Origin of the sequence: Kitasatospora sp. NPDC059327, from assembly GCF_042752535.1 — a bacterium.
Classification (GTDB): domain Bacteria; phylum Actinomycetota; class Actinomycetes; order Streptomycetales; family Streptomycetaceae; genus Kitasatospora.
Window position 1 is genome coordinate 1 of record NZ_JBHYYB010000073.1, and the last position, 23,949, is coordinate 23,949.

Genomic DNA, 23,949 nt, shown 5'->3' on the forward strand with positions numbered 1-23,949 from the left:
ATCCCCGGCCCATTCCCCCATCGCCACAGAAACGAGTCTGGCCCCACCGCTCACGCGGTGGGGCCAGAACCCAACATCTTCATCAGCGTTCTAGGTCCTGTTCCTCGAGCTCGCGGCCGGTGCGGATCTGGTCGATGAAGCGGGCCTTGCGTTCGACGGTCTGCCACATAAACGAGTCAAACGAGCCCTCCTTGACCCAACGGTAGATGCCGACGGGGATGCCGAGCTCGAAGTGCTGGTTGAACTGGCGAACGATCCGCCCCTCGCGTTGGGTGACGTCGGCGGGCCGCCATGGGCAGTCGATGTGGTGGAGCGCGATGGCGCGGTCTTGCACGTTGACGCCGACGCCCATCGTCTCGGTGCTGCCGATCAGCACGGAGATCTTGCCGTTGCGGGCGTCCGCGAAGAGCTGTTCCTTCTCGTCCGCCGTCTTGGCTTCCTGGACGTAGCGGATGCGGTCGGCGGGGACGCCGCGGCGGATCAGTTCGTCGCGCAGGTAGTCGTAGGCGATGAACTTGCCGAGTTTACGGTTGTCGTCCGACGCGGTGCCGCGGTCTGCGAAGACGAGCTGCAGTGCGCCGGGCAGGGGGCTGGGATCGCCCTGCCGGTTGGTGTAGCGGCGAGCCTTGTACTCGTGGTGGATCGCGGCGATCCGGTCGGCTGCGGCGTCCAGCTTGCCGGGGCCGTCCGGTTCGCGCCCGACCATGCGCAGGTCCATGGCGGCCATCCGACCGTCATTGGAGATCTTGAGGAGGTTGTCCTGGGACGGCTCGACGTCGCCGGCGCGGACCTCCTCCGCGCGGATGGCGATGTCGCGCATGAAGTCGCGGTCGGCGTCGGTGGCCGGCACGACGATGGTCTCGTCGGTACTGTCGGGCCGCGGGAGGTCGACGTCGTATTTGGTCTTGACGTCCGCGACCAGCTTCCACAGGAGGTGAAACTGCCACGCGTTCATGAAGGCGCCGATGCGTTCCTTGATGCGCGGCGTGCCCTCGGGGGAGATCTCGGGGGCCATGGTCTCGCGCAGGTGCTGCGCCTGAAAGGACGAGAAGGCCAGCTGTTCGGCGTGCGCCAGCAGGTCCGGGCGGAAGAGCTCGATCATGACGAACGCCTGGGACATGGCGTTGGGGAACGGCGTGCCGGTCGAGCCGAGCCCGACCTTCGGGCCGTACGCGTTGGCCAGGGCACGGATCTTGGCCCGGAGGTCGCGGGCCTGGGCGGAGACCGTGAGGGCCAGCTCGCTGTTGTTGGCGCCGACGTCTCCGTTGGCGTAGTCCTGGACCTCGTCGACGGCGATGAAGTCGATGCCGGTCTGCTCGAAGCTGATACCGGTGGTGGAGGTCTTGGTGAGGACTCGCTGGGCGCGCTGGGTGTGGCGCTTCAGGTCGCCTTGGAGTCTCTTGACGGTGTCGCGGACACCCGCGTCGGGACGGGCGCCTTCGATGACGTGGGCGGCCACCGTGTCGAGGGTGTCGGCGGTGAGCGGGTCCGCGCCGGGGTTGAGCGCGGGGTTCAGGGCCGCGTCGCTGCCGGTGATCACCTTGTGGATCCGGGCGCGGTACTCGGCTGTCTCGTTGGCGATGTACTGCTGCTGGCCGAGGCCGGAAAGGGGGATCCGCTTGAAGAGGCTCTGTGGCAGGATGACCGCGTCCCAGTCGCCGTTGGCGATCTGCGCGATGTAGGTGGCGGCGGTGTCCTTGTCGAAGTCGGCACTGTCGATCGCGAGGACCCGAGCCTTGGGGTAGGCCTTGAGGAAGTCGTTGCGGAACCCGTTGACAGTGGCGTTCTTGACCACGATCGCCGGCTTGCGGACCGTGCCGAGGCGGCGCATCTCCATGATGGTCATGGCGATGGTGAGGGTCTTACCGAAGCCGACCTCGTAGTCGAGGAACGCGCTGCCGGGCTCAACGAGGGCCCGGGCGACGCCCGCGCGCTGGTGGGGGCGCGGTGGCATTTCGTCGGAAATTCCGGGGAAGGTCAGGTGGCTGCCGTCGCCCTGGTAAGGGACCTGGGAGTTGAAGAGCCGGTTGTAGGTGGCGAGGACTTCACGAACGCGGTCGGGGTCCTGCCACAGCCAGTCGCCGAACAGCCGGTCGAGTTCGTCGGCCTTCGCCACGACCTGCTCCGTCTGACTTGCTGCCCAGATCTTGCCGTTCCTGATCTCCTCCGGGCTGGTGTCCTCCCTAGGCTTGGGCGGGTGGACGACGAGGGAGGAGCGGCGCAGCATCCGTTTGAACAGGTCGACGGCGTCGCGTGTCTCGGTGCCGTAGACCGTGGTGGCGGCCCTGGACTCGCGCACGCCCTTCGGTGCGTCGACGTCCCAGTCGGCGCCGGAGTCACGGGTGACGGTGAGGTACTTGGTCTGCAGTAGCTGCTGAAGGAAGTCTTGGTAGAACCTCGCGTCGATCCAGGTGGCGCCGATGCGGATGTCGTTGATGTCGCCCGGCTGCTTGTCCGGTGGCAGCACCGCGCGCAGGGCGGTGACGTTGGCCTGCAGGGGGTGGTGGTCGCGTAGGTCGTTGGAGACCATGTGCAGGACGCTCTGCGCTGCGTCGAGCTTCTCGCGGACGTTTCCGCTGAGGTACGTAGGGGCGTGAATCAGGCGCTGGGTGCCGGGCTCGTTGTAGACAAGGTCGCCGAGGGCATCACGGGCCTGTTCGAGGGTGTCCAGGGATAGAAGTCGGGCGATCTCGCCGAGGCGGACTTCTCCAGAGGTGTTGAGGCTGATGGCCAGGGCGTCCTGGGGAGTGTCGGCCGTGGTCCGCTCGATGTCGGGCTTGGTGACCGCACGGGCGAAGATTGCGTCCTTGGTGGCGGTCCCGGTGTCCCGGTCGTAGATCTCCAGGGCGTACACGCCGGCGGCGTACGGGTCGGTGCGGAACGAGCCGTGGGCGGTGCGGCGGTCACGGCGGGCTTCGCGCTTGTTGATCGGTCCGTACAGCGCGGTGTGGGAGTCGTAGCGGTAGTTGAGCTGGGCGCGCAGGGTCGTGGCCTGCTCGGTGTCGCCCGTGGATTCGGCGCTGAGGAGTTCGACGTAGGTGTCGCGTAGCCGCAGCAGGGAACGCAGTTCCTCGGCTGAGTTCTTGAATACTCCGCGTTCGGTGATCTCGTGGCCGACGAGCTGCAGGAACGTTCCGTCACCCTGGTCGATCAGGGTGCCCTGGAACCGCTGGATGTCGTCGCCGAACATCTCGTGAGCACGCTGGATCCGCTGGGCCTGCGCTTCGACCGCGGCGCGCTGGCGGGCATCGCGATTCCCGCTCATCGTCAGGCCGCTCTCGCGGGCCCGGGTCGTGATGGTCGCCAGGGCCTCGGTCAGCGCGTCGGCGAGGTCCTCGTCCGGGCGGGGCCGGACGGTCACCTCCTGCGCGGAGAACCTGCCGCTGGTCAGGCCGTGGCGGCCCAGGACCATCTTCGGGTGCTTGGCGAAGTAGCTGTTGACGAGGACGGCATTGTCGGCGTCGACGGGGACCTGGGCGAGGCCGATCCAGTCCGGGGGCACCTCGGGCGGTGTGCCGTCGCGGCGGCGAAGGATCAGCAGGTCTGTGACGACCTCGGTGCCGGCAGCCCTGCGGTGGGCGCCGGCGGGCAGGCGGACCGCGCCCACCAGGTCGGCGCGGCTGGCGATCTCCAGGCGCGCGCTCTTGCCGGTACTGTCCAGGGTGTAGCGGCTGGTGAGCACCGCGACCAGCCCTCCGGGCCGGACGAGGTCGAGGGCCTTGACGATGAAGTGGTTGTGGGTGGCCAGGCGCAACGGGTTGTGGTTGGGGTCGTGAAGGGCGATCTCGTCGAACGGGACGTTGCCCACCGCGGCGTCGAAGTAGCCGTTCGGGACCCGAGTGTCGACGAAGGACTCGGCGCGGACCTCGGCGTCGGGGTAGAGGGCGGCGGCGATGGCCGCGGTGACGGGGTCGAGTTCGACGCCGGTCATGGCGGCGCCGTCGGGGGCGAAGGCGAGGAAGTTGCCGCTGCCGCAGCCCGGTTCGAGAACCTTGCCGTCCTGGAAGCCGAGGGCTTGGAGGGTGTTCCAGATCGGCTGGACCAGGGCCGCGTCGGTGAAGTGGGCGTTGCGGGTGCTGGCCTCGGCCGCGTGCCATTCCTCCTCGGTGAGGAGGCCACGCAGCTCGGCTCGCATGCCTGCGTAGTCCCTCTGGCGGGGGTCGAAGATGGCCGGGACGGCACCCCAGGAGCTCCAGCGGGCCAGCACTGCTTGTTCGGCCTTGGTGGCGGGTCGGCCGCGATGCTGTATCCGATGGAGCACGTGGATGGCGGCGATGTTCGCGCGTATGCGCGCGAGCGGTCCGGACGGTGCGAGATCGTCTTGGCCTCGCGGCTGGAAGCGCGGTGTGTTGACCGGTGCGGGGCGGGTTGCCGATACCACCTGTTCCAGGGCTATCTCGTACGGCTCGTCGTCGCCGTCGATGTCCTGCACCTCGAGGTCTGTGCCGTGGGCGGCGACGATGTGGGCTTCGATCGTTTCGTCGCTGTTGGGCAGGTACTCGAGCCGGTCGGCCAGGTGCTCGATGTGGTCGCCGGGACGGAGATCGTCCAGGCTGACGGGGATGTCGTTGTCGGGGGTGTCGCCAGTCTGCGCCGGCGAGGAGATGGCTGCGGCGCCCGCCCACTCGGGGTAGGCAGGCGGCGGGGCCGCCAGGGCTTCGGCAGTGAGTCGGTGCTCGGCGGCCAGGAGTGCGGGCTCGGTTCCGCCATCGTCCGTCATCGCGACGGGCGGAAGTCCGGAGAACCGCTGGGCGTGCGTCAGCCGGTCGAAGAGATCCTCGGCCCACTCGGTGTGAACCAGCTGACGGGGGCCAGCGATCTCGTGGACGGTGTCATCCTCATTGACCCGGACAAGCACGTGCCGCCCGACCTCGTCGAAGCCGGCCTTGGGCGAGTCAGGGTGGACGAGGTAGAGCCGGTACTGCCACAGGCTGTCGGCCCAACTGGTTTGGGCACGGAGGTGGATCCCACGGCTCGCGGCCTCGTTATCCAGGTCGGCGAGCTGGCCAGGGGTCTGGTACATGAGATCCTCCGTGCTTCGCGTCATGGTGAGGTCGGGCCGTTGGGAGCTACAGGTCGCGTCCGCGGGCGCGCAGGTCCTCCACCGACGTGCCGAACAAGCGCAGGAAGGACGGCGTCATGTAGTCGAGGACATGGCGAAGCTGCTGGTCGTCGAGGTCGCTCAGGTGGAGGTGGCCGTCGAGGAGCGCGTCGGTGGTGGTGCTGACCCATTCCGTGTGCTGCTCAAGGTGGGCCAGTCGGGCCTCGTGGGCTTCGTCGCTCTCCAGGCCGTCGTCCTCGTCGTCGAGGCCGGCTTCGGGCTCGGGTTCCAGGCGTACGGTCTCGTCGAGGACCTCGTGCTCGGCGCGGGCCTTGAGCTGCGCGAGGCGGGCGACACGGTTCTCGTGCGTCTCGTCGGCCGGTGCGGTATCGGCGATGACATGCTGATCCCAGAGGTCGCCGACCTGGGCTTCGACCTGCTCGCCCAGCGCGGTGAAGAACGCGACCGGATCGGGCAGGGCGGCGTACCGTTTGGGCAGCCACCTGCGCCAGTAGGCCCGGGCCTCGGTGCCGTATCGGTTGATCGCCATCGCTTCTCCTTGGTGCTCCGTTGGTGGGGCGGTCAGCGGAGGTGAGGTTGTCACCTGTTGAGGGACGGAGTTGTGAGGCTTTCAGGTCAGTGGGGTGCCGGGCTGGCCGGGGACCCTGTGGGCGGCCGTTCGATGCGGCGTCGGGGTGTCCGGTTCACCGTGCAGGAGGATGGTCCTGCCATGCATGTGGTGGGTGATCAGATCCCGCTCCGTGGGAAGCACAGGCGGGGCTGGCTCGTGTTTCCCGCGGGCCGGGACAGCCGCCCCGCTCTGACACGCTCCCGGCGGCGGGTTCCGCTCAACCGGGCGTGGGCGGTTCCATGTCGCCGGTGACCGGCGCTGACTCGAGAAGCAGGGTCACGGCCGACTCCAGCACCGCGACGTAGGCGCGTAGGCGCTCGTTCTCCCGGACGAGATCGTCGGAGGCTGCTTGGACGGGCGCGCTGGACGGCCGCTCCGCGCCCGACAGTGGGCCGGCCTGGCGCGCGGTGCGGCTGGCGGCCAGCTGCTCCAACAGGCGCAGGTGCTCGGGGGCCAGCTCGACAGGCTCGTTGTCGCCGGGCGAAGCGGGTTCCGGCCTTGGGTCTGCTGTCAGCGCGCGAGCGTGTCCCTCCATGTCACCTCACCTGCGGCACGACGATCGGGCCCGCGGGCAGGCGCCGCCCAGGCGTCCTGCGCGGCTGCTTGGCGACGGCTCGGGATTCACCGAGAGCGGCGGCGACCATGAGCGCGCCGATCACAAAGAGCGTGAGAAGCAGAGCAGTTGGTGCCTGCGCCATGGATTGCCTCCCCCGCGGACGACCTGTGATTCGGGTGTCCAGACAAGTGCATGGCAGGGCCGGCGCGCGCCCGGACACTGGTGAAGTTCCCGCGGAGCGGGATGCGCCCCAGGGTGGCCCTGCTCGGTTCCGCTCCGCGGGATCTGAGGACTTGTGCTCACGTGCCGGGACCGACCGAAAGGGATTCTGTCCCGGGCACGGCTCGCTACCTTAGGGCCGTGGACATCAACGTGACTCCTCCCGAGATGATCTCGCCGAGCAGAGCGGCCGGCACCCTGCGGAGCCTGGTCAAGCAGCTCACGCAGGATCCGTCTTCCGCAATCGTGATCGGGGAGGAGGATCTGCCACAGGCAGTTCTGCTCTCCTTCAGCGCCTTCCAGGCGCTGCTGGCGGCCGCCGGCACAGTCGATGCCGCGATGGTCGTGGACCGTCTGGCCTCCGCGCCCCAAGCGGGCGAAGGGTTGAGCAATGCGGCCCTGGAACAGCTGGTCGCGGATGCCGAGGACGACGCCACCACGGTGCATTCCGCTCCGGGACGCGCCGGAGGTGTCGGAAGGGGACCGGATGCCGATGGAAGGGCCTGACCTGTACCGCGGGGATCATCACCCGCATGTGGGCGCCGACATCCTGGCGCTGCCAACGTCCCAGCTGCAGCGGATCGCGCTCATCAGGATCAGCCAGCTCACCCGCGGCGAGATCCGCGGCGCTCCGCTGGACGCGATGGCAAGGCATCCGGATCTGTCCGACTGCCGGAAGCTCTACTTCGACTTATCGCAGAACGAGTTCAGGGTCGCGGGAGGGCAGGCGCCTCAGTGGCGGATCGTCTACCGTCTGCGTGATGCGCTGCCCGGCCCGGACGCGCGAATGCTGTTGCAGGTGGTGGCGGTGGGCGCCAGGGCTGCGAGCGAGGTGTACCAGTTGGCTGGGACGAGGCTGGAACGGCAGACGATCGTCCGGGCGCCCGCCCCGCAGGAGTCCCCGGCTCCGATTGCCGCTGCGCCTCGGCAACGAAGCCTGGTCGAGGCGCAGCGACTGGCCGTGGCGCGGCTGCGCCATGCACGGAGCGGGCGGCGCTGAGGAGATTGCCTCCGGCGATGCGGGCCGCGGCGGTGCGCAGGCGAGGTAGAGCAGGGCGCGCGGTGGATGTACTGGGTCATCTACGCCACGATGGGCCCCACCGGCAGCAGTTCGCCGAGTGGCGGGCTCTGGATCGAGTTCGCGGTAGGCGCGGTAGAGGTTCGCGACCCGCCACTCGGTCTCACGCAGGTGTGCGAAGGCGCCGAGGTCCAAGGCCCGAGCGAGTTCTAGCGGGGGCGCGCCGGCGGGTTGGCCGGCGGCTGCGAGCTCGGTGACTCAGCGCAGGTTGGCCTCGATGGCGGACGCGTCGGTGATCGGTCCGTGCCCGCTGACGACGGCCCGGGGGCATCGTGGCCAGTCGATCGGGGGTGGCGACGGTCCCGGGCTGGGATCCCCTCATGACGAACGGTCTGCCGTGTGAGACGACCAGGCCGCCGGCGAACATGGCGCGGGAGTCCGAGAGGCAGACGACGACGGTGGTGGTGCGCGCGGGGCCCGCTGTGAAAGAGCTGCCGGGTACGGGTCGCCGACCAGGTGCGATTTGGATCACAGGGGTGCGGGCTCGTACCAGGCATGCACCCCTCTCCTGTGAGACCACGCGTGGTCGGACTGTACGGTCGCCTGGACGGACCGGCGGGCCTGTTCGAGGTTGTTCAGACAGGTGTCCGGGTCGGGACCGGTGACGACGCACCGGGCTAGCAGCGAGGCTGGGTGAGCCTGGACCAAACCGCGCAGGGGGGTCTCCCAGGTCAGTCTGGCCAGCCAGGGTGCGTCGAGGAGTCCGGGATCGACGGCCTGACCGGTGACAGTGCCGTCGGCCCCCGCTCGGATCAGGGCGACGGCCGCGCTCGCACGCCGGGTGGGCGTGGTGGCGGGCTCTTGGCCGGTGGCGGTCTGGATCGCGGCCAGGAGCAGGTCCACGCCGGTCGCCAGTCGTACCAGTTCGGGGACGCTGTCACCCTGCAGGTGGGCGGCTGCGTCAGTGATGACCGGGCCGAGTACGGCCATCACGATGTGCACGTGCCCTACGCCGTGGTCGACGCCGATGGCCTGGATCGCGCGGGCCGCGAGCTGTGCGAGGTCCGGGTCAATCTCCTCCGCGGTGACGAGGTGGGAGGTGGGCTGGAGCAGGGGGTAGTTCGTGAATGCCGTCCGGGCCGCGGCGACCACCCGGGTCAGTCCAGCGCTGGTGATGGTCTGAAGGGTGACGTGCTCGCCGCCGTGAGCGCGTTCCAGAAGAACAGCCCCGGGGGTGGTCTGTGCCGCCAGGGACGCGGTGTGCGCGAACGTCCACGCGGCCTGGAGGTCTTCGGGCGTGTCGGCACGGATCGCACCGTAGTGGCCGAGGTTCGCGAGCGGGCGCAGTACAACGGGGTAGCCGGTCCACAGCGCTGCGGCGGCCGCGTCCTGGTGGGAGTCGACCCGGGTGCCTCGCGGAGTGGGCACTCCTGCTTCCGCGAGCAGGATCCGCGCGACGGAGCGGTCGGTGGAGGCGTCGGCCGATGCCTTGGACGGGCCTCGGAGACCGAGCGTTTCAGCCAGGTCGGCGGCCTGCGGCAGGGCCTCTGCTGTGAGCGCCAGCAGGCCCGCCGGCGGTTCACCTCCGATGCCGTCGAGACCCGCCGTCGGTGCGGTCGCGTCGGGTCCGCCCCAGTTCGAGTCGGGGTCGTGGAAGGCGATCGGACGGGTCTCGGCGACGCTTTGCAGGTCAGCTGCGTGGTCCCTGCTCGGGCCGACGACCAGTACTGCCGGTTGTGAGGGCACGGGGCGCAATCTCCTCGTTTGTCATAGGGTCCGTCGCCGCTCGCGGCGCCGCCGAGCACCGCAAGTGCGCTGTGCTCAAGCATTGTTGCCGATGAGGTGATGACGCACGGTGGGGGGTCGGTGGTTGCGCGCCGGAGCGGATTGGCGCAGGGGAAGCGCTTGTCCCGGACCGTGCGGGTCAGGGCATCTGGTCGATCGGCTTGGGTGGGACCAGCCAGACGAATCGGTGGGCCGAGGCCGCGTCGAGGGGCCGGGTCATCAGGAGTGTGATCTGGGTCGGACCCCACTTGGGGTGGTTGATGAGCCGTGTATCCCCGTTCGGGTGGATGTACTCGTCATCCATCGAACGCCTCATCAGCTTACGCAGCGCCCTGTCGGTGCTGGCGACGTCCTCGAGTTCGCGCTGGAGCTCCACCAGGCCTGGCTCCCAGGGCGAAGCGGCGAGCGCGGCCCTTTGCTGGCGGAGGAAGGGCAGTGCCCACCCCTCGTCCCAGTCAAGGAGCACTCTCTCACGTGCCTGCTTGGTCATCAGGATGTAGCGCAGGACATTGGTCGGTAGCTCCTTGTCGGCCCAGATGTCCCGGAACGCCTGGTTGGTAAGTTCGATGTCCCAGCAGCGGTTGGACAGGTAGCCGGGCAGGACACTGGAGTCGAGTGCCAGCTGGTAGGCAGGGACTGACGTGAGCTGGCTGGTGAACGGCTGCGGAGGTTCCTGTCCGGTGGACAGGAGGAACATCGCGTGCCGCTCGTGGGCGCTCATGTGCAGCACGGAGGCCACGCGATCCAGGAACTCGGGCTCCGCACGGGTCAGGCCACGCTCGAAGTCCCCGTACGACCGAACGGACACCCCCAACATTGAGGCTGTGCGCTCCTGCGACAGACCACGGCGCCGTCCGCGCGTCGTGATGGCGGCCGCCGGCGGGCCTGCCTCAACAGCGTTCCTGCACCTGACCAGCAGCGCTTGGAACTGCTCCTTCTGGTCCGGCGCACCGCCGTTCCCCTGACGTTCGGTCGTCACTTGCATCCCCCTCGTCCAGGCACCGGCGACCGCGGCCGACGAGGTTCCTCCTCTCCCGGCAGCGGCCTCCCGGCGCGCCCTCAACTCTCAAGCATTCCGTACGGCCAGGCCCAATCGGCGGGCAGGTAGGCCTTCCTGACGTGCAACTTCCGGAAGGGGTCCTTCCTGGCCAACGGCGACCAGTTCGACTACATCTTTAAGGCCACGGGGCGACTTGGCATCTGGATTCGCCATTCGTCCACCAACCCGCGCACGCTCACAGACCTGGGGGGCCTGATGATGCCGAAGCCACCGCACGAGCTTCAAGCCCATGACCACGAACACAACAGCTCCGCGGAACGCGCCTACCTGGTGCTGCGGGCGCTGATCGAACTCGGCCCGGGCGCGCACACGCTCGCCGAGGTGATCGCCCACAGCGGCCTCACCCGCTCCACCGCCCACCGCATCCTGCAGTCCGGCGTGCGCACACACACCTTCGTCCAGCCGACCTACGGCACCTACTCCATCGCCCACCCCAGCGCCACGGGACACAACCAGGACGCGCTGACCGCCCTGCCCGCCAGTTCCCCGGCGATCTCCGAGGAACTCTCACACCTTCAGCGCCGCACAAACCAGGTCGTCGCTCTGCACAGCCACCTCCTGCTGGGCACGCCCAGCAGGATCTGCGTCGACATCGCCGATGGAAACCGCCACGACTTCGCGGCCGCGCTGGCGACCTCGGACGCGGGACCGGTCCTTCGTCGGGCGCCCCTGCACCAGGATGCGGCCGGCCTGGTCATGCTCGCCAGCCTCGACGACCTGAGCGCGGGCAATGCCATCCTTCGACGCATCAAGATCCAGGGGTACGCGCGCACTCCGTCCCCCGTCGCCGGTTGGGCGATGCTGTCCATGCCCCTGTGGCGCGGCTCCGTGCTCGTCGGTTCCGTCAGCCTCCTCGCCCCTGACGCCTACCTGCAGCGGCGGGCCGAGCGGCTGGCCGACGCCACGATGGACACCGCCGCGGCCCTGTCCCGGCGCCTGGAGCACACCCGGACACAGCGCCAGATCATGCCGATCCTGCAGCAAGCCAGCTGAGCAGAAGTCCTCGGGGGAACAAGGCCGTGAGCCACAAAGTCCTGACCACCAGCGCCGGCCGAGGCACCGGTATCGCCAACGCCGAGGGACCTCAAGGCGCCGGCGACCGCGCCGCGATCGCCTATCGCTCCACTCCGGCACTGGCCGGCTTCCTGTCGGTGCCCCGCGACATCACGCAACCTGACGAACTCAGCGCGGCGTTCGCCGCGATCGAGGAGCAGCACGGCCCGGTCGACGTGCTGGTGTCGATCGCCGGAGCAGCTCGCGACAAGCCGCTGCCGAGGATGTCCGAGGACTACTTCACGTCGGTGCTGGACGCCAATGCCACCGGTGCCTACCGAATGGCCAAAATGGCGGCGCGCAGGATGATCCGCCGCCGCGCGGGCCGGATCCTGTTCCCTTCCTCCGCCTCCGCCCTCCACGGGCAGGCGGGACAGTCCAACTACACCGCCTCCAAGTCGGGTCTGATCGGCTTGGCCCGATCCCTGGCACGAGAACTCGCGTCCCTCGGCACCACGGCGACCACCCTCTCCCCTGGCCTGACGGACACGGCGATCCTCAACGCGCTCGATGCTGAGATGGTCGAGGGCCTGGCAGCTCAGGTACCGCTGGGCCGGCTGGCGCACGCTGACGAGATCGCGCTGGCCGCGCTGTTCCTCACCTCACCCGAGGCCGCGTACATCGCCGGCCAGGTCCTCGCTGTCGACAGCGGCGCGTCCATGGGGCATTGAACTCCCACCCTGCCGCACACGTCGGCGGGACTGGCCCACCAGCACTCGAGGCGAGATAAGAGGTCGACCATGAGCTGACGGATCGTGCGGCCCGCTCCGCGATGGAGCAGGGCCGCTGGGCTGCCGCCTGCACACCGGTGTTACCAGCACCAGGTCCGGCGGCAGGCCCTTCCCATCACCGCCGGCGGATGACCGAGTTCGCGCTCACGTCACATCCGGCGACGACCCGGGCGGCCGCCCTCGAGAAGGACCCGCCACCCGGTAGACCGCCCAGCCGTGGGCGGGTCCAACAGGCGATGCCAGCCCTGGGAGCGATAGCCGGCCCCAGGGGTTCGTGCTGCCTCCACCTCCAGCAGAGACACCTTGATGATGCCTGACTCCGTTCCCGTTTGTCACGCAGACGCGTGCGCGCCTCCTACCAGGTCTACTGGCCGTGACACCGCGTCAACACGCCGTGGCTCGCGAGAGGACCCCACATCTTCCGCTTCCGTCGTGGGGCTGGAACCGCTGCGACTAGACGAGCCGATGCGGCTGCGGCTACGGGCGGCCATCCACACCGCCCTTCGCTCGACTGCGGCGGCGCGTCTCAACGACACCGATCAACTGCTGCGCATTGTGACCATCGCCAAGGCCGAACTCGCGCGGACCTGCGCAACCACGTCCGCCGCCCCGGAGCTCGGCCGCTGGCTCGGGGTTTCCGCCTCCGCCATCCACCAGTCCCTCAACCGGCAACGAACGGCCTCCACGCTCGTCACCCGCCGCCGGTTCCGCGAGGCCGGCACCGTGCGGGGCCTGCTCGTCGGGGTCCCGGAGCAAATCGAGGCCACTCGGGCCGGCGACCGCGGGCACCCACTCGCCCTCGACCGCCCCGCGCTCGCCACCTTGCTTCGCCTCGTGGAGCGGCTGTTCGGCCCGGGGTGGCGCCACCGGGACGGCCGAGTAACCCCGCCTGGGCTGCTGGCCTCCCGCACGGGCCGCGGCGCCGCCACCGACCGGCTCGCGCTGCTCCTTCTCGTACTTGAGGCACGACCGGACGGACGCGTCCGACTGTGCTCTGGGCGGGTGTGCAAGCGCGGTCGGGCAGCGGCGACGCTCGCTCGGCTCCTGGGCAACGGCTGTACTCCGGCAGGCGCGGCGGGTATCCTTCAACGCCTTCAGACTGCGGGAGCGATCCAGCTCGTCCGACGGGAGACCGGCAGCCGACTGCGCCAGCGTGGCGCGATCGTGGTGCCGATGGTGGCCCAGGACTGGGCGACGATGAAAGCCGCCCGGCGGCGCTCCGCCGCAGCCCATTGCGACACCGCCGCTCCTGCAACGCGGCCACGCCGGCAGTACGCTGGGACAACCCCGCAGGTAGCGGTCCCGGGACCCACGGATGGTGCGGAGGTTCCAGAGAACTCCGCTGCTAAAGCCCTTCACGCCTCTCACGCCGATCACCTCGGCACCGATGGTCAGGTTGATGTCGCTGTTGGTGTTTCCGGCGAAGCCGAGCTGGGGGTTCCCACCGTTGCCGGTGGAGCGCGTGCACACGCGAGGAATTGCGCTCCTGCCCGGGAGCGTCCGGGAAGCACTCCGTCCGGCACGCCGGTGTTGCCCGGGCCTCGGGCCGGGGCGGCGCTGCCGCGGCTGAGCATGTCGATCGCGGCGCACCGTGTACTTCAGGAGGCCGCGGTTCTGCTGCCGCTGATGAGCGCCTGGGAACAGCGGGAGGCTGCGCGGGCCGCGGGCGCGGCCGTGCGGGATGTCGCAGGTGACATCGCGCGGGTAGTGCGGCGTCTGCGGTTCAGGATCGCCTCCGCCACCTCGATCGCCAGCCCGTACGGTTGGCTGGTCCGGATAGGGCTTCGCCGTGCCAGCGACTGTGGGCGGGTCGAGTGCGAAAGCGGGATCGACGTGGTGACTGGCCGTGAGTGTGTCCCCTGCGGGTATCTCGTCGAGGGCGCGATCAGCCGATCACGGCACGCCAACAACGCGGCCGCCGTGCCGGTCGGGCACCCCACTGCGGGACCGTCAGCCACGGCGCTGGCCGGACAGGCGAGCCGGAACGCCCGTGCCGAGGCAGCCCGGCTGGCCGTTCCGTGTGCGGACTGCGGCGCTCCTGGCGCGGCCGGGCTGTGTGCTTGCTGCTCCCGGGGGCGGGCCATCAAGGCCGGCATCAGTGAGTGCATCAACCTGGCGCTGGCCGCCCGTACTGACCTGCGCGACTATCCCAGCGTTCGCACCGTCTGGGAGGACGTCCGCTCGGAGATCCGCAGGGCCAGAACGCGGGCCCGGCAGGGAACGCAGGACGAGGAGATCGCGGGTGCCAGCGAGCTGCTCGCCGTGACCTGCATACGCGACTGGTACCAGCGCGACGCACTCCGCCGGTTCAGGCTCTCCCCCGCAGTGGCTGCGGAGTCCCGCGACGCCCACGCAGCCGTGATGCGCTCCCGGCACCGATTCGAGTCGGTCGACGCGGCCCGGCGGGCGGCCGCGGCCGCCGCCACAGCCGCGGCCGACCGGGCGACCAGACTCCTGCTCAACCAGCGCGTAACCGCGGTGACCAGCATTCGTGCGGAAATCGCCGCCCGGTCCGGCGGTCGACCCATCAGCCGACCGGGTGTTCCAACTGATGATGCTTGATGAGGCGGGGCCAGCGACCGCGCCTCCACCTCCTGGCGCAGCCGGGACCCGAGGCGGGCCGGCCAGTGTTCATCAGCCTGCGGGCTAGCGGCGAGCGTGTCAGATAGTTCGTGTAAGTCCGTGATCTGGGAGGCTGGCCGGGGCCCGGCTGAGGGCTCTGGCCGGCCGGAACGGACAGGACATGGGCGAGAAGGAAGGGCCGGTCGCCGAGCCGGTCGATGAGCGGTTGGTGGACGAGGTCGTCGGGCGATTGATGGACCGCGCGGACGCTTCGGGAGCGGCGCTGCTGGGTGAGGGCGGGCTGCTGACGCAGGTCACCCGGGCTGTGCTGGAGCGGGCTCTGGATGCGGAGATGACCGAGCACCTGGGCTATGAGAAGCACGATCCGGCGGGCCGGGGCTCGGGCAACAGTCGCAATGGGACCTCGCCGAGACTGTGCTGACCGATGTCGGGGCGGTGACGGTGGCGGTGCCCAGGGACCGCAACGGCGATTTCGAACCGAGGCTGATCCCGAAGAACGCGCGGCGCCTGGCGGGGTTCAACGAGCGGATCCCGTCGCTGTACGCGCGCGGCATGTCGGTGCGCGACATCCGCTCCCACCATGCGCAGATCTACGGTGTCGAGGTCGGCGCCGACCTGGTCAGCAAGGTCACCGACGCCGTCACCGACGAGCTGGCCGCGTGGCGGAACCGGCCTCTGGACACGGTCTGGCCGATCGTCTACATCGACGCACTGTGGGTGAGGATCCGCTCCGGATCGGTGAGTTCGAAGCCGGTCTACCCCGCCGTCGGGGTGGACATGGACGGCCGCAAGGACGTGCTGGGACTGTGGGTCGGCGCCGAGGGCGAGGGCGCCACGACGTGGATGGCCGTGCTGAGCGAACTGCGCAACCGCGGCGTGGAGGACGTGTGTATCGTCCGCTGCGACGGGCTCAAGGGCCTGCCCGACGCGGTCACGGCGACCTGGCCGAAGGCGACGGTGCAGACGTGCGTGATCCACCTGATCCGCGCGTCCCCGCGCCTGGCGTCCGTGCGGGACCACTCCAAGCTGGTGCCGGCGCTGAAGGCGATCTACGCCGCGCCGACCGAGCAGGCCGCCGAGCTGGCTCTGGAGGACTTCGCCGTCTCCGATCTGGGCGTGCGCTACCCAGCGGTGGTGCGGACCTGGCGGGCCGCGTGGAGCGAGTTCACGCCCTACCTGGCCTTCCCGCCCGCGATAAGGAAGGTCGTCTACTCCACCAACATGGTCGAGTCGATCAACTCCCGGCTGCGAAAGGCCACCCGCAACCGCGGCCACTTCCCATCGGAACAGGCCGCGCTGAAGGTCCTCTACCTCGCGGTTCGGGAGCTGATCAACCCCAAGGCACGCGACGTCAACCACGTCGCCGCACACTGGAAGGAGGCGCTGAACCAGTTCTCACTCTTCGAGGACCGGCTCAGCATCCAATGACCACAGGGGACTTACACGAAATCCCTTACACGCCCGGGCGAGAGGGACGGCGGTGCTTGAATCAACGGGTGGCAAACGATGCTCCTACTCGGGCAGTGGTCGGCATGGGATGTACGGGCCTGGCGGAGCCGGCCCCATGGCGGAGAACTCTGAGCGGGACAGGGCCGTCAGGTGGGTCGCTCGTCGGCGATGCGCAGCAGCGCCGGGGGCGTCGGCCGTTGACCTGGAGCGCGAGGTGGTAGCTGCCCGGTACGAGGGCAGCGGTGCCGGAGGACGTCAGGGCGTGGGTCTTGGACAGACCCGGCGGCGCGCCCGCCTCGGCGGTGGCGCGGGCGAGGCGGGCGACCCTCTCCCGGGCCCGCCGACGTGCTCCTGCCTCAGCACACGAAGGTCATCCACCGGTCTGCTGCGACGGCGAGAGAGCGGATCCACGTCCTGGGCGTTCCCTCTGCTGCCGCGCGCCACTCCTTGGCGCTGATGCCCGCGTGGGTTGCCACTGCGCCCTCGGGGGCGGTGCGCCAACAGTCGAACTGCTGTGCCCAGACGTTCGCGGCATCCGGGGTGTGTCCGGCATCGATGAGGCGCAGCAGCAGGAGTGCGACCTCGAGCCAGGCTGATGCACGGCTGGGTGATGCCCAGTCGACGACCTGGGCAGTGCCGAGGATGAGGAAGTTGTGCGGGTTCAGGTCGGCGTGGATCGGAGCGTCGCCGTCCAGTTGTGCCAGCTCGCCGGCGTCCGCGCCAGGGAACAGCTTGCTGACAGGTTGCAGTAGGCGGGAAGGTACTCGCAGGGTGCCGAGTCGGGTGACGGCTTGCGCGACCAGGGGCAGGTCCGGGGAGTTCGGGCTGAGGTCAGCGGGTCGGCCCGGTACGTAGTCGAACGCCAGGACGTTCCACCTGTGGGTGTCGGCGCGCCAGCGCAGCGTCGGTGAGAGCGGGACGACGAAGGGGTTGATGGCGGCCTCGGTGTCGAGCCGGGCGTACGGGTGGTCGGACGGGGCTGCCTTGACGAAGAACGTGCCGGCCTTCGCCTGGACTACGCACGCGACGGTGGAGTTCATGCCTTCGGACACGGGGGTGGCGCAGTGGATGTTCCCGGTGTGCTCCAGGACCGCTGACAGTACCGGGTGGGGCAGGTTGGACCAGGCGCGCCTGGCTGTGGCTGGGATCGTCATCGTGCTCGGCCGCCGGGAAGGGAGGACCAGGGCGTCCGTGCGGCGATCAGGAGGTGGGCGCGGCTGGGCGTCTGCAGTACTCCTGCGGGCTCGAGCGCCAGGAGTTCGCGGCGGAGGTCGGCTTCGTAGGCTTCGCGGCGGTCGCCCAGGGCGGCGACGGAGGTCTGTGCGTGGGAGAACTGCCAGGCGACGAGCTGGTCGACGCTGAGGCGCAGTTCGTAGTCGGTCGACTCCTTGTGCGTGTGCGGGAACGGGGAGGCCGCGAGGATCTGCTCGTGGGTGCCGGCTTCGCGGCGGCTCGGTTCGCCCGAGGGCCCGGCGGCCAGGTCGGTGCCGAGGTGGCGTTCGCGCACGCGGCGCAGGACCGGTTCCCAGGGGAGCTTCGGCTCCCCGTGCCAGCGGCGGGACAGGAGCGCGACCGCGCCGTCCCGCACGATCAACCGGTCGAGCGAGGCCAAAGTGGCTGCCCGGGGGACCATCCAGTGGAAGGCGTCACCGATGATGGTCAGGCAGACGTCCTTGACCGGCGGCAGGGCGTAGGAGCTCCCTTCGGTCCATTCGATGCCCCTGATACGGAGCTGGTCGGCTTGGCGTCGTCCCTCGTCGAGCATGTCGGTCGACGGGTCGACGGCCGTGACGGGGATGCCGCGCGCGGCAAGGGCGAGAGCGATCACGCCGGGTCCGGTGCCGAGATCCAGAACGCGACCGCCGGGGAAGCGGTGCACGAACGCCTCGAGGCGGTCGATGAGGGCGTCCGGGTATGGGGGCCTGGACGCGGCGTAGTGGCCGGCAGCCCCGGCGAAGATCTCCCCAGGTCGGGCGTACTCCGGCTCCGGGCGCGCTGTGGACCGGGCCGGGGTCGGGTGCGGTTCGCTGTGCGACGTCATGGGGTGATGGGCTCCGTCGGTGCGGGTGGGTGGGCGGGGCAGTGGGGTGCGGGCGCCGGGACCGGGTGGAGGGCTCCGTCGCGGACGGCGAGGACGCGCATGCCGGCGGCGAGCGCGGAGTGGATTCCTTCGGGTGCGTCGTCGACGGCGAGGCAGCTGGTCGGTGGCAGGCCGAGCTGGCGGGCGGCTTCGAGGTAGGGGTCCGGGGCGGGTTTCGCCCGGGTGACGGACTCGGCGGTCACCACGGCCGCGAACACACCGGTGAGGCCGAGGTGTCGGATGCCGGCGTGGACGAGTTCGGCGTCCGCGCTGGAGGCGATCGCCAGCGGCAGCCCGCGGGCCCGGGCCCGATCCACGAGGTCGAGGGTGACCGGGATCGGTGCGGGCGCACCCTCGCGCAGGAGGTAGGCCCGGCTCTCCCGGACGACGTCCTCGACGGGCAGCGGCCTGCCGTCGGCGAGCAGGCGCAGGGCCTCGCGGACCGGGAGGCCGACGTGGCCGGCGTACCAGTTGGCGGTGATCGTGAAGCCATGGGGCTCGAGCGCGTGAACGAGGGACTGGTGCTGGGCCGCGCCGTTGTCGACCATGGTGCGGTCCCAGTCCAGGACGACCCCGAGGGCGTTCTGCAGGTGGTCGGGCTCGCTCACCGGGCACCGCCGGCCGCCGCAGCAGCGCGCTGGTGGATCACGTTCCCGTCGGGGCCGAGAACGACCAGGTGCGCCGGGGCAGAGCCGTTCTCGGCGGGCCAGAGCAACCGACCGGCGCCTGGCAGGTCGACGGTCTCGAACCGGCGCACGGTGCCGATACGGGCGTCCTCATCGATCAGCAGGACACCGACCGCGCCAGGCGCCGTGCTCGCGGCGATCCGGTCGAGAAGGCCGGAAAGGGGTCCGTCGTGTGGATCGTGGATGACGAGCGTGACGGTCGGGGCGTTTGCGACACTGGCGGCAGGCAGGCGTGTCGTGACGGCAGCTGCGCCTACCGGTGGGGGCGGGGGTGCGGTGCGCTGCGCCGGCACGCCGGTTGCCGGCCGCACGGTGCCCGCGCTGCCGTCGACCAGCAGCACGGTGTCTGCGGCGACGGTCCGAGCTTCGCGTAGGTTGGTGACGCAAGGGATTCCCAACTCGCGAGCGATAATGGCGGTGTGGGACAGGGGCCCGCCGCGGGTGGCGACGATGGCGGCCGGGCCGTTCAGAAGCGCGCCGGCCGCCTCGGGGCCGAGGGCCTCGCAGATCACCACCGCGCCCGGTCGCGGGTCGCCCTCAACAAGGTGGACGGCGGGTCCCGAGGCCGTGCCGGCGACGGCAGGATGTCCACGCCAGGCGTCCGTGGACGGTGTCGGTGCTGCCGCCGGGGTGAGCGCTGCCGTGAGCGGACGCGCCTGAACGATCGTGATGGAGCCATTGGGGCCGATGGTCCACTCGACGTCGACCTGCCCGACGCCGAGGGCGTTCGCCGCCCGGACGGCGAACCCGAGCAGCGCGTCGCGGTGCAGGCCGGTCAGGATCCGGGTGGCGGCCAGTGAACGGGGCAGGTGCAGGCGCAGAAGGCCCTGCCCCGAGGTCTGCACCTTCGCCCGGACGGGACCGTTGAGGGTGTCGAGGACGAGCCACTCCCCGGGCGGTGTGCGCAGCTGTGCGGGGGTGCCGGGAAGCAGGACGAACTGCTGGTCTGAGGCGGTCACCGGCAGGGCGCTGCCGCCGCTGTGGACTTCGCCCGTTGCCTCGCCGCCGACCAGCTGCTCGGCGAGCCCGTGGACCGCTTCGATCCGCCACGTGGTGCACCGGCCAGCGGCGACCTCGGCCGCGAGGACACCGGAGACGGCGGGGCACAGCGCGGGTTGGACCAGGACGGCCATGCGTACGTCGCCGTCGATGCCTTGCCGTGTGGCGTAGGCGGCCGCGGTAGTGCTGGTGGCGGAGGCCCGGACGGCGTGGACGGCGTCCAGGAGCGGGGCGTGGTCGGTGGGGGTGAAGCAGGAGAGGTAGAGGCCGGCGAAGGAGTGGCGCTGTCCGTCCTCGGTGGTGGCGGAGGAACGGGCGATCAGTCCGTGGGGTGCGCGGTGCCGGGCCCAGCGCTCGATGGCGTCTGCCGTGGCGTGCAGCTGGTCGTCGGTGGTGTCGGCGGGGATGACGAGGCTGTCGGGCACGGGGATGCCCGCGTGGTGGAGGCGGGCGAGGGCGGCGGCCTTCCCACCGGCGTGCCGCAGGTCGAAGGCCTGCTGGAGCCTCAGGAGGGCAGGTGTGTGGGTCATCGGGCGGCTCCGGCGGTGAGGAGGTCCGTGGTGGTGACGCTGGTGGGGTCCCGGTCGGTGAGGTGGCACCAGCGGCGGCCGGCGGCAAGGTAGCGATGGCGCAGGACCTTGCGCCGCTCCTCGCTCCCGGCGGCCCAGCCGAGGACGAGAACGGTCGCGCGCACGGAGCTGACGTCGCGGTCGTCGCCGGCGGCGGCGAGGAGCGCGGCGGCCTGCCACGCGTCGCGCAGCAGCAGGGCCCGGCTGCGCCCTGCGGCGATCGCCGCGAGCTGGCGTTCGTGGTCGTTCTCCTCGAGGAGGCCCTGGATCAGGTGGGCGGCGTTGGCGGGGTCCTCGAGGGGCATGGCGGCGACTGCCGGGGAGCCGACGCCGTACAGGGTGCCGGCACGGGCCGCGATCTCGGCGGCGGCGTGCTGGAGCGGCCGGCCGGCGCGAACGGCGGCGGCGGCGTGCAGCGCGCCCTGGTGGGCGTCGAGGAGGTGGCCCGTGTCGTCGGGGGTGGCCAGGGCGAGCAGGCATTCGCGGGCGGCATGCCGGTTGTCCAGCAGGCGGGTGAAGGTGTCCTCCCAGCGCTGCTCCGGCAGGAGCCAGTTGACGATGTGGGTGGACATCACCTTGAGGAAGGCGCCGGTGGCATCGGCGAGGGAGGCGGAGGCGGCCGCTGCGTCGGCGTGGTCCAGGGCCTGTTCGGCGGTGGCGAGGGCCTGGCCGGACCGCTGTTCGCGGGCGAGGGCCGCGGCGATGAGGGCCCGTACGCGAGCGGGGGCCGCGAGGTGGGCGGCGAGGGCGGCTGCGAGGCGCTCGTGCTCTGGGACTGGGATGTCGACGATCCCGGTGCGGCGCAGCGTCCCGAAGGTCGCGGGGTCGCCGATGAGCACGGTGGGCCAGGTGGTGAGGGAGGTGGTGTAGAGGTCGAGTTCGAGGGGGGTGGCGTCGGGGCGGCTGAGTTCGTAGTCCTGGACGACGGTGTCGTTCCAGCGGGTGTGCATGCGGTCCTCCCGGGTGAGCCGACTTGCGGGCGGTGGTTGTTCGAGACGCGTTGGGGGGACATGCGGCGCGAAGTGGTCTGTGTGGGGACGTGGTTGTGGGAGGCTCGGGGGCTGGGCGGCGGCCGTGGCAGCGGGGCGCCGGAGGTCGATGGCGACGGGATCGGTGCAGAGGGTGGAGACGATGGTCAAGGAGCCGACGGCGAGCAGTTTCGTCTTCCGGGGAACGCCGCAGGGGTGGGTGCTGGCCCTGGTGTGGCATCCGCGGTTGGAGTGCCTGATGCTCGCGGGCGGGCATGTCGAGGACTTCGAGCATCCTGGTGAGGCGGCGGTGCGGGAGATCCTGGAGGAGACCGGGTGGGTCGCCCGTCTGCTGCCGGGGCCGGGTGCGGCGCTGCCGGCGGGCGCGCCGCACGCCGGGGTTCCGGTGCCGTGGTGGGTGGTGGAGTTCCCGGTATCGCCGGACAACCACACCGGTGAGCGGCACGTGCACGTCGACCACCTGTTCCTGGCGCTGGCCGAGGGTGACGGGCCCGTTCAGGAGCCGGTGCACGAGGTGCGCTGGCTCAGCGAGGCCGAGGTCGCCCAGGACCCGGAGGTGGCCGACGACCTGCGCGTCTACGCCAAGGAGCTGTTCAGGTTCGTCGCGCTTCTCAAGGCGTAGCCGACCGGGGGTCAGCCGGTGGCGAGATGCGTGTAGTCGAGCGGCATCTGCGCGGTGCGGCCGAGGGCGTGCGGGCGGCTCTCGGCGGCGCCGGCGGGTGTGATGCGCACGAACTCGGCGTGCTCGCGCAGTGCGGCGAGGGTCGCCGCGCCGCTGTAGGACATGCCGGAGCGCAGCCCGGCCAGCAGCGGGCGGAGGGTTCGGTGCAGTGGCCCGGTTGGCTCGTAGGTCGCCTCGACGCCTTCGGGGAGGTAGGCATCGAGCTCCTCGCGGGTGACGTCGCGGCCGGCGGCACGCTGGAGGGTGAGCCGCATTCCGAGGGTGGTGTAGCCGGTGCTGACCTTGCGGGGCCGGCCGCCGTGGTGGACGAGGGCGGCGGCGCTCTCGTCGGCTCCGGCGAGGGCGCTGCCGAGCATGGCGGTGGTCGCGCCGGCGGCGAGTGCCTTGACGAGGTCCCCCGAGGTCTTGATGCCGCCGTCGGCGATGACCGGCACGCCGTGTTCGGCGGCGGCCCGGGCGCAGTCGAGGACGGCGGTGAGCTGGGGGATGCCGGCTCCGGCGACGGCGCGGGTGGTGCAGATGCCGCCCGGGCCGATGCCGACCTTGACGGCGTCGGCGCCGGCGGCGATCAGGTCGCGCACTCCTGCGGGCGTGGCGACGTTGCCGCCGATCACCGGGACGGCGGGGTGGGTGGCTTTCAGCTTGGCGATGGCGTCCAGGACGTAGTCGGCGTGCCCGTGGGCGACGTCGACGACCAGGACGTCCACCCCCTGCTCGACGAGGGCCTGGGCCCGCTCGGTCCAGTCGCCGCGCACGCCGATCGCCGACCCCACCCGCAGCCGGCCCCGGCCGTCGACGCTGGCCCCGCTGTCGTCGGGTCCCGCGGTGTGGGCCTTGACGTCGCGGACGGCGGCCGCCGCGTCCTGGAGGGTGCAGGCGCGGTGCAGGATGCCCAGCCCGCCGGCGCGGGCCATCGCGGCGGCCATCTGCGCGCCGGTGCACCACGGGGTGTTCGCGGAGACGACGGGGATGCGCAGGGTGATGTCGGGCAGCAGTTCGGTGGAGGTGTCGGCCAGGGACCGGCTGGTGAGGGAGGTCCGCTTCGGTACGAGGAGGACATCGTCGAAGCTGAGCGCGGTTCGGATCGGATCGTGGGTCATGCCGGGACTCCTTCGAGGTGCGGGCGGCCGTGCTGCGGGCGGGCGTGGCGGATCCAGTCGGCCATGAGCGCGGCCCCGGCGTGGGGGTCGGGCTCGGCGCGGCGGTCCAGGACGCGGAAGCGGTGCGGGTCGTCGGCGGCCAGCGCCTCGAACAGGGCGGCGCAGCGGCGGTGGACGGTGTGCTCCTCGGGGGTGTAGCGGCGCCGGTCGCGCCGTTCGGCGCGTGCCAGGGCGCGGGCGGGGTCGTCGGTGAGGAGGATGACGAGCTCGGGCAGGGGCCGCCAGGCGGCGGCCTCCGTGAGGATCAGGCGGGCGCGGGCGAGGGCGGCCCGGTCGTCGTCGGGGTGCAGGGCGGCGCCCTGGTAGACCGCGACGGAGTGGACGCTGCGGCCCTCGATGACGGTGGCTCCCGCGGCGAGGGCGGCGCGGGTCGTCTCCCAGGTGTGCATCTGTACGGCGAGCAGGAGCAGGGACTCGCTGGCGGGCGCACCTGCGCGCAGGAACTGGTCGCCCGCGGCGGCCTCGGCCAGGGCGGTGATGATACGGCTGCCGAGGTCGTCGCGGCGGTGACGGCGCCGGGAGAACTCCTCCACGCACAGCAGGTCGGTGTCGAGCCGCTGCGCGGCGAGGTGGGTGAGGTGGCTCTTGCCGGCGCCGCTGAGTCCTTCGGTGGACACCAGGACACCCGCGGGCCGGGCTTCGGTGGTGGGCACGGGGA

18 protein-coding genes and 1 pseudogene are annotated in these 23,949 nt (G+C 70.9%); 7 read left to right on the forward strand and 12 right to left on the reverse strand.

The annotated features are described in order from the left end of the window. Window positions 1-82: 82 nt before the first annotated feature. The 3 genes from ACFXHB_RS32415 to ACFXHB_RS32425 all read right to left on the reverse strand — a co-directional run bounded on the left by ACFXHB_RS32415 (window position 83) and on the right by ACFXHB_RS32425 (window position 6,207). Complete coding sequence (locus ACFXHB_RS32415; RefSeq protein WP_380578332.1) at window positions 83-5,023, reverse strand: helicase-related protein; 4,941 nt, start codon at window positions 5,021-5,023, stop codon at window positions 83-85. Window positions 5,024-5,069: 46 nt separating this feature from the next. Further along, window positions 5,070-5,591: a hypothetical protein gene (locus ACFXHB_RS32420; protein WP_380578334.1), complete on the reverse strand. Its 522-nt coding sequence runs from the start codon at window positions 5,589-5,591 to the stop codon at window positions 5,070-5,072. A 298-nt stretch (window positions 5,592-5,889) separates the two neighbouring features. Then, entirely contained in the window at window positions 5,890-6,207 is a 318-nt protein-coding gene (locus ACFXHB_RS32425) for a hypothetical protein (protein WP_380578336.1), read from the reverse strand. A 381-nt stretch (window positions 6,208-6,588) separates the two neighbouring features. Between ACFXHB_RS32425 and ACFXHB_RS32430 the strand changes: the two genes are divergently transcribed. Beyond that, a complete protein-coding gene (locus tag ACFXHB_RS32430; RefSeq protein ID WP_380578338.1) occupies window positions 6,589-6,954 on the forward strand; it encodes a hypothetical protein in 366 nt (121 codons plus the stop codon). Further along, window positions 6,935-7,447 carry a hypothetical protein gene (locus tag ACFXHB_RS32435; RefSeq protein WP_380578340.1) on the forward strand — a complete coding sequence of 171 codons (513 nt, stop codon included), beginning with the start codon at window positions 6,935-6,937 and terminating at the stop codon, window positions 7,445-7,447. Before ACFXHB_RS32430 ends, ACFXHB_RS32435 begins: the two co-directional genes overlap by 20 nt. 546 nt (window positions 7,448-7,993) lie before the next feature. Here the strand turns inward: ACFXHB_RS32435 and ACFXHB_RS32440 are convergent. After that, window positions 7,994-9,211, reverse strand: a complete 1,218-nt coding sequence (locus ACFXHB_RS32440; protein ID WP_380578342.1) for an acetyl-CoA carboxylase biotin carboxylase subunit family protein — start codon at window positions 9,209-9,211, stop codon at window positions 7,994-7,996. A 178-nt stretch (window positions 9,212-9,389) separates the two neighbouring features. Next, window positions 9,390-10,235, reverse strand: coding sequence for a helix-turn-helix domain-containing protein (locus ACFXHB_RS32445; protein WP_380578343.1), 846 nt, complete (start codon window positions 10,233-10,235; stop codon window positions 9,390-9,392). 270 nt (window positions 10,236-10,505) lie between these two features. Here ACFXHB_RS32445 and ACFXHB_RS32450 point away from each other — a divergent pair, with 270 nt between their 5' ends. The 4 genes and pseudogenes from ACFXHB_RS32450 to ACFXHB_RS32465 all read left to right on the forward strand — a co-directional run bounded on the left by ACFXHB_RS32450 (window position 10,506) and on the right by ACFXHB_RS32465 (window position 16,105). Continuing rightward, window positions 10,506-11,303 (forward strand): helix-turn-helix domain-containing protein, encoded by a 798-nt coding sequence (locus ACFXHB_RS32450; RefSeq protein ID WP_380578345.1) that lies wholly within the window; start codon window positions 10,506-10,508, stop codon window positions 11,301-11,303. Between the two features lie 26 nt (window positions 11,304-11,329). Beyond that, window positions 11,330-12,034, forward strand: a complete 705-nt coding sequence (locus tag ACFXHB_RS32455; RefSeq protein ID WP_380578347.1) for an SDR family oxidoreductase — start codon at window positions 11,330-11,332, stop codon at window positions 12,032-12,034. A 492-nt stretch (window positions 12,035-12,526) separates the two neighbouring features. Further along, window positions 12,527-14,656, forward strand: coding sequence for a hypothetical protein (locus ACFXHB_RS32460; protein WP_380578349.1), 2,130 nt, complete (start codon window positions 12,527-12,529; stop codon window positions 14,654-14,656). A 181-nt stretch (window positions 14,657-14,837) separates the two neighbouring features. Further along, window positions 14,838-16,105 (forward strand): annotated as a pseudogene (locus tag ACFXHB_RS32465) (IS256 family transposase). A 377-nt stretch (window positions 16,106-16,482) separates the two neighbouring features. Here the strand turns inward: ACFXHB_RS32465 and ACFXHB_RS32470 are convergent. The 5 genes from ACFXHB_RS32470 to ACFXHB_RS32490 are packed head-to-tail and all read right to left on the reverse strand — an operon-like array spanning window position 16,483 to window position 21,410. Further along, window positions 16,483-17,280, reverse strand: coding sequence for a hypothetical protein (locus ACFXHB_RS32470; protein ID WP_380578351.1), 798 nt, complete (start codon window positions 17,278-17,280; stop codon window positions 16,483-16,485). Next, window positions 17,277-18,167: a class I SAM-dependent methyltransferase gene (locus tag ACFXHB_RS32475; RefSeq protein ID WP_380578354.1), complete on the reverse strand. Its 891-nt coding sequence runs from the start codon at window positions 18,165-18,167 to the stop codon at window positions 17,277-17,279. Before ACFXHB_RS32475 ends, ACFXHB_RS32470 begins: the two co-directional genes overlap by 4 nt. Beyond that, window positions 18,164-18,814, reverse strand: a complete 651-nt coding sequence (locus tag ACFXHB_RS32480) for an HAD family hydrolase (protein WP_380578356.1) — start codon at window positions 18,812-18,814, stop codon at window positions 18,164-18,166. The genes ACFXHB_RS32475 and ACFXHB_RS32480 overlap by 4 nt, the downstream gene beginning before the upstream one ends. Beyond that, on the reverse strand, window positions 18,811-20,421 hold the full coding sequence (locus tag ACFXHB_RS32485) for a PEP/pyruvate-binding domain-containing protein (RefSeq protein WP_380578359.1): 1,611 nt from the start codon (window positions 20,419-20,421) through the stop codon (window positions 18,811-18,813). The genes ACFXHB_RS32480 and ACFXHB_RS32485 overlap by 4 nt, the downstream gene beginning before the upstream one ends. Continuing rightward, complete coding sequence (locus ACFXHB_RS32490) at window positions 20,418-21,410, reverse strand: hypothetical protein (protein WP_380578361.1); 993 nt, start codon at window positions 21,408-21,410, stop codon at window positions 20,418-20,420. Before ACFXHB_RS32490 ends, ACFXHB_RS32485 begins: the two co-directional genes overlap by 4 nt. A gap of 148 nt (window positions 21,411-21,558) precedes the next feature. Here ACFXHB_RS32490 and ACFXHB_RS32495 point away from each other — a divergent pair, with 148 nt between their 5' ends. Beyond that, complete coding sequence (locus ACFXHB_RS32495) at window positions 21,559-22,071, forward strand: NUDIX domain-containing protein (RefSeq protein ID WP_380578364.1); 513 nt, start codon at window positions 21,559-21,561, stop codon at window positions 22,069-22,071. 11 nt (window positions 22,072-22,082) lie between these two features. On the opposite strand, the gene ACFXHB_RS32500 is transcribed toward ACFXHB_RS32495, so the two are convergent. Then, entirely contained in the window at window positions 22,083-23,231 is a 1,149-nt protein-coding gene (locus tag ACFXHB_RS32500) for an IMP dehydrogenase (RefSeq protein WP_380578366.1), read from the reverse strand. After that, the gene (locus ACFXHB_RS32505) at window positions 23,228-23,944 is read right to left on the reverse strand and encodes a dTMP kinase (RefSeq protein WP_380578367.1); all 717 of its coding nucleotides are present in this window, start codon (window positions 23,942-23,944) and stop codon (window positions 23,228-23,230) included. Before ACFXHB_RS32505 ends, ACFXHB_RS32500 begins: the two co-directional genes overlap by 4 nt. Between the last annotated feature and the right edge of the window lie 5 nt (window positions 23,945-23,949).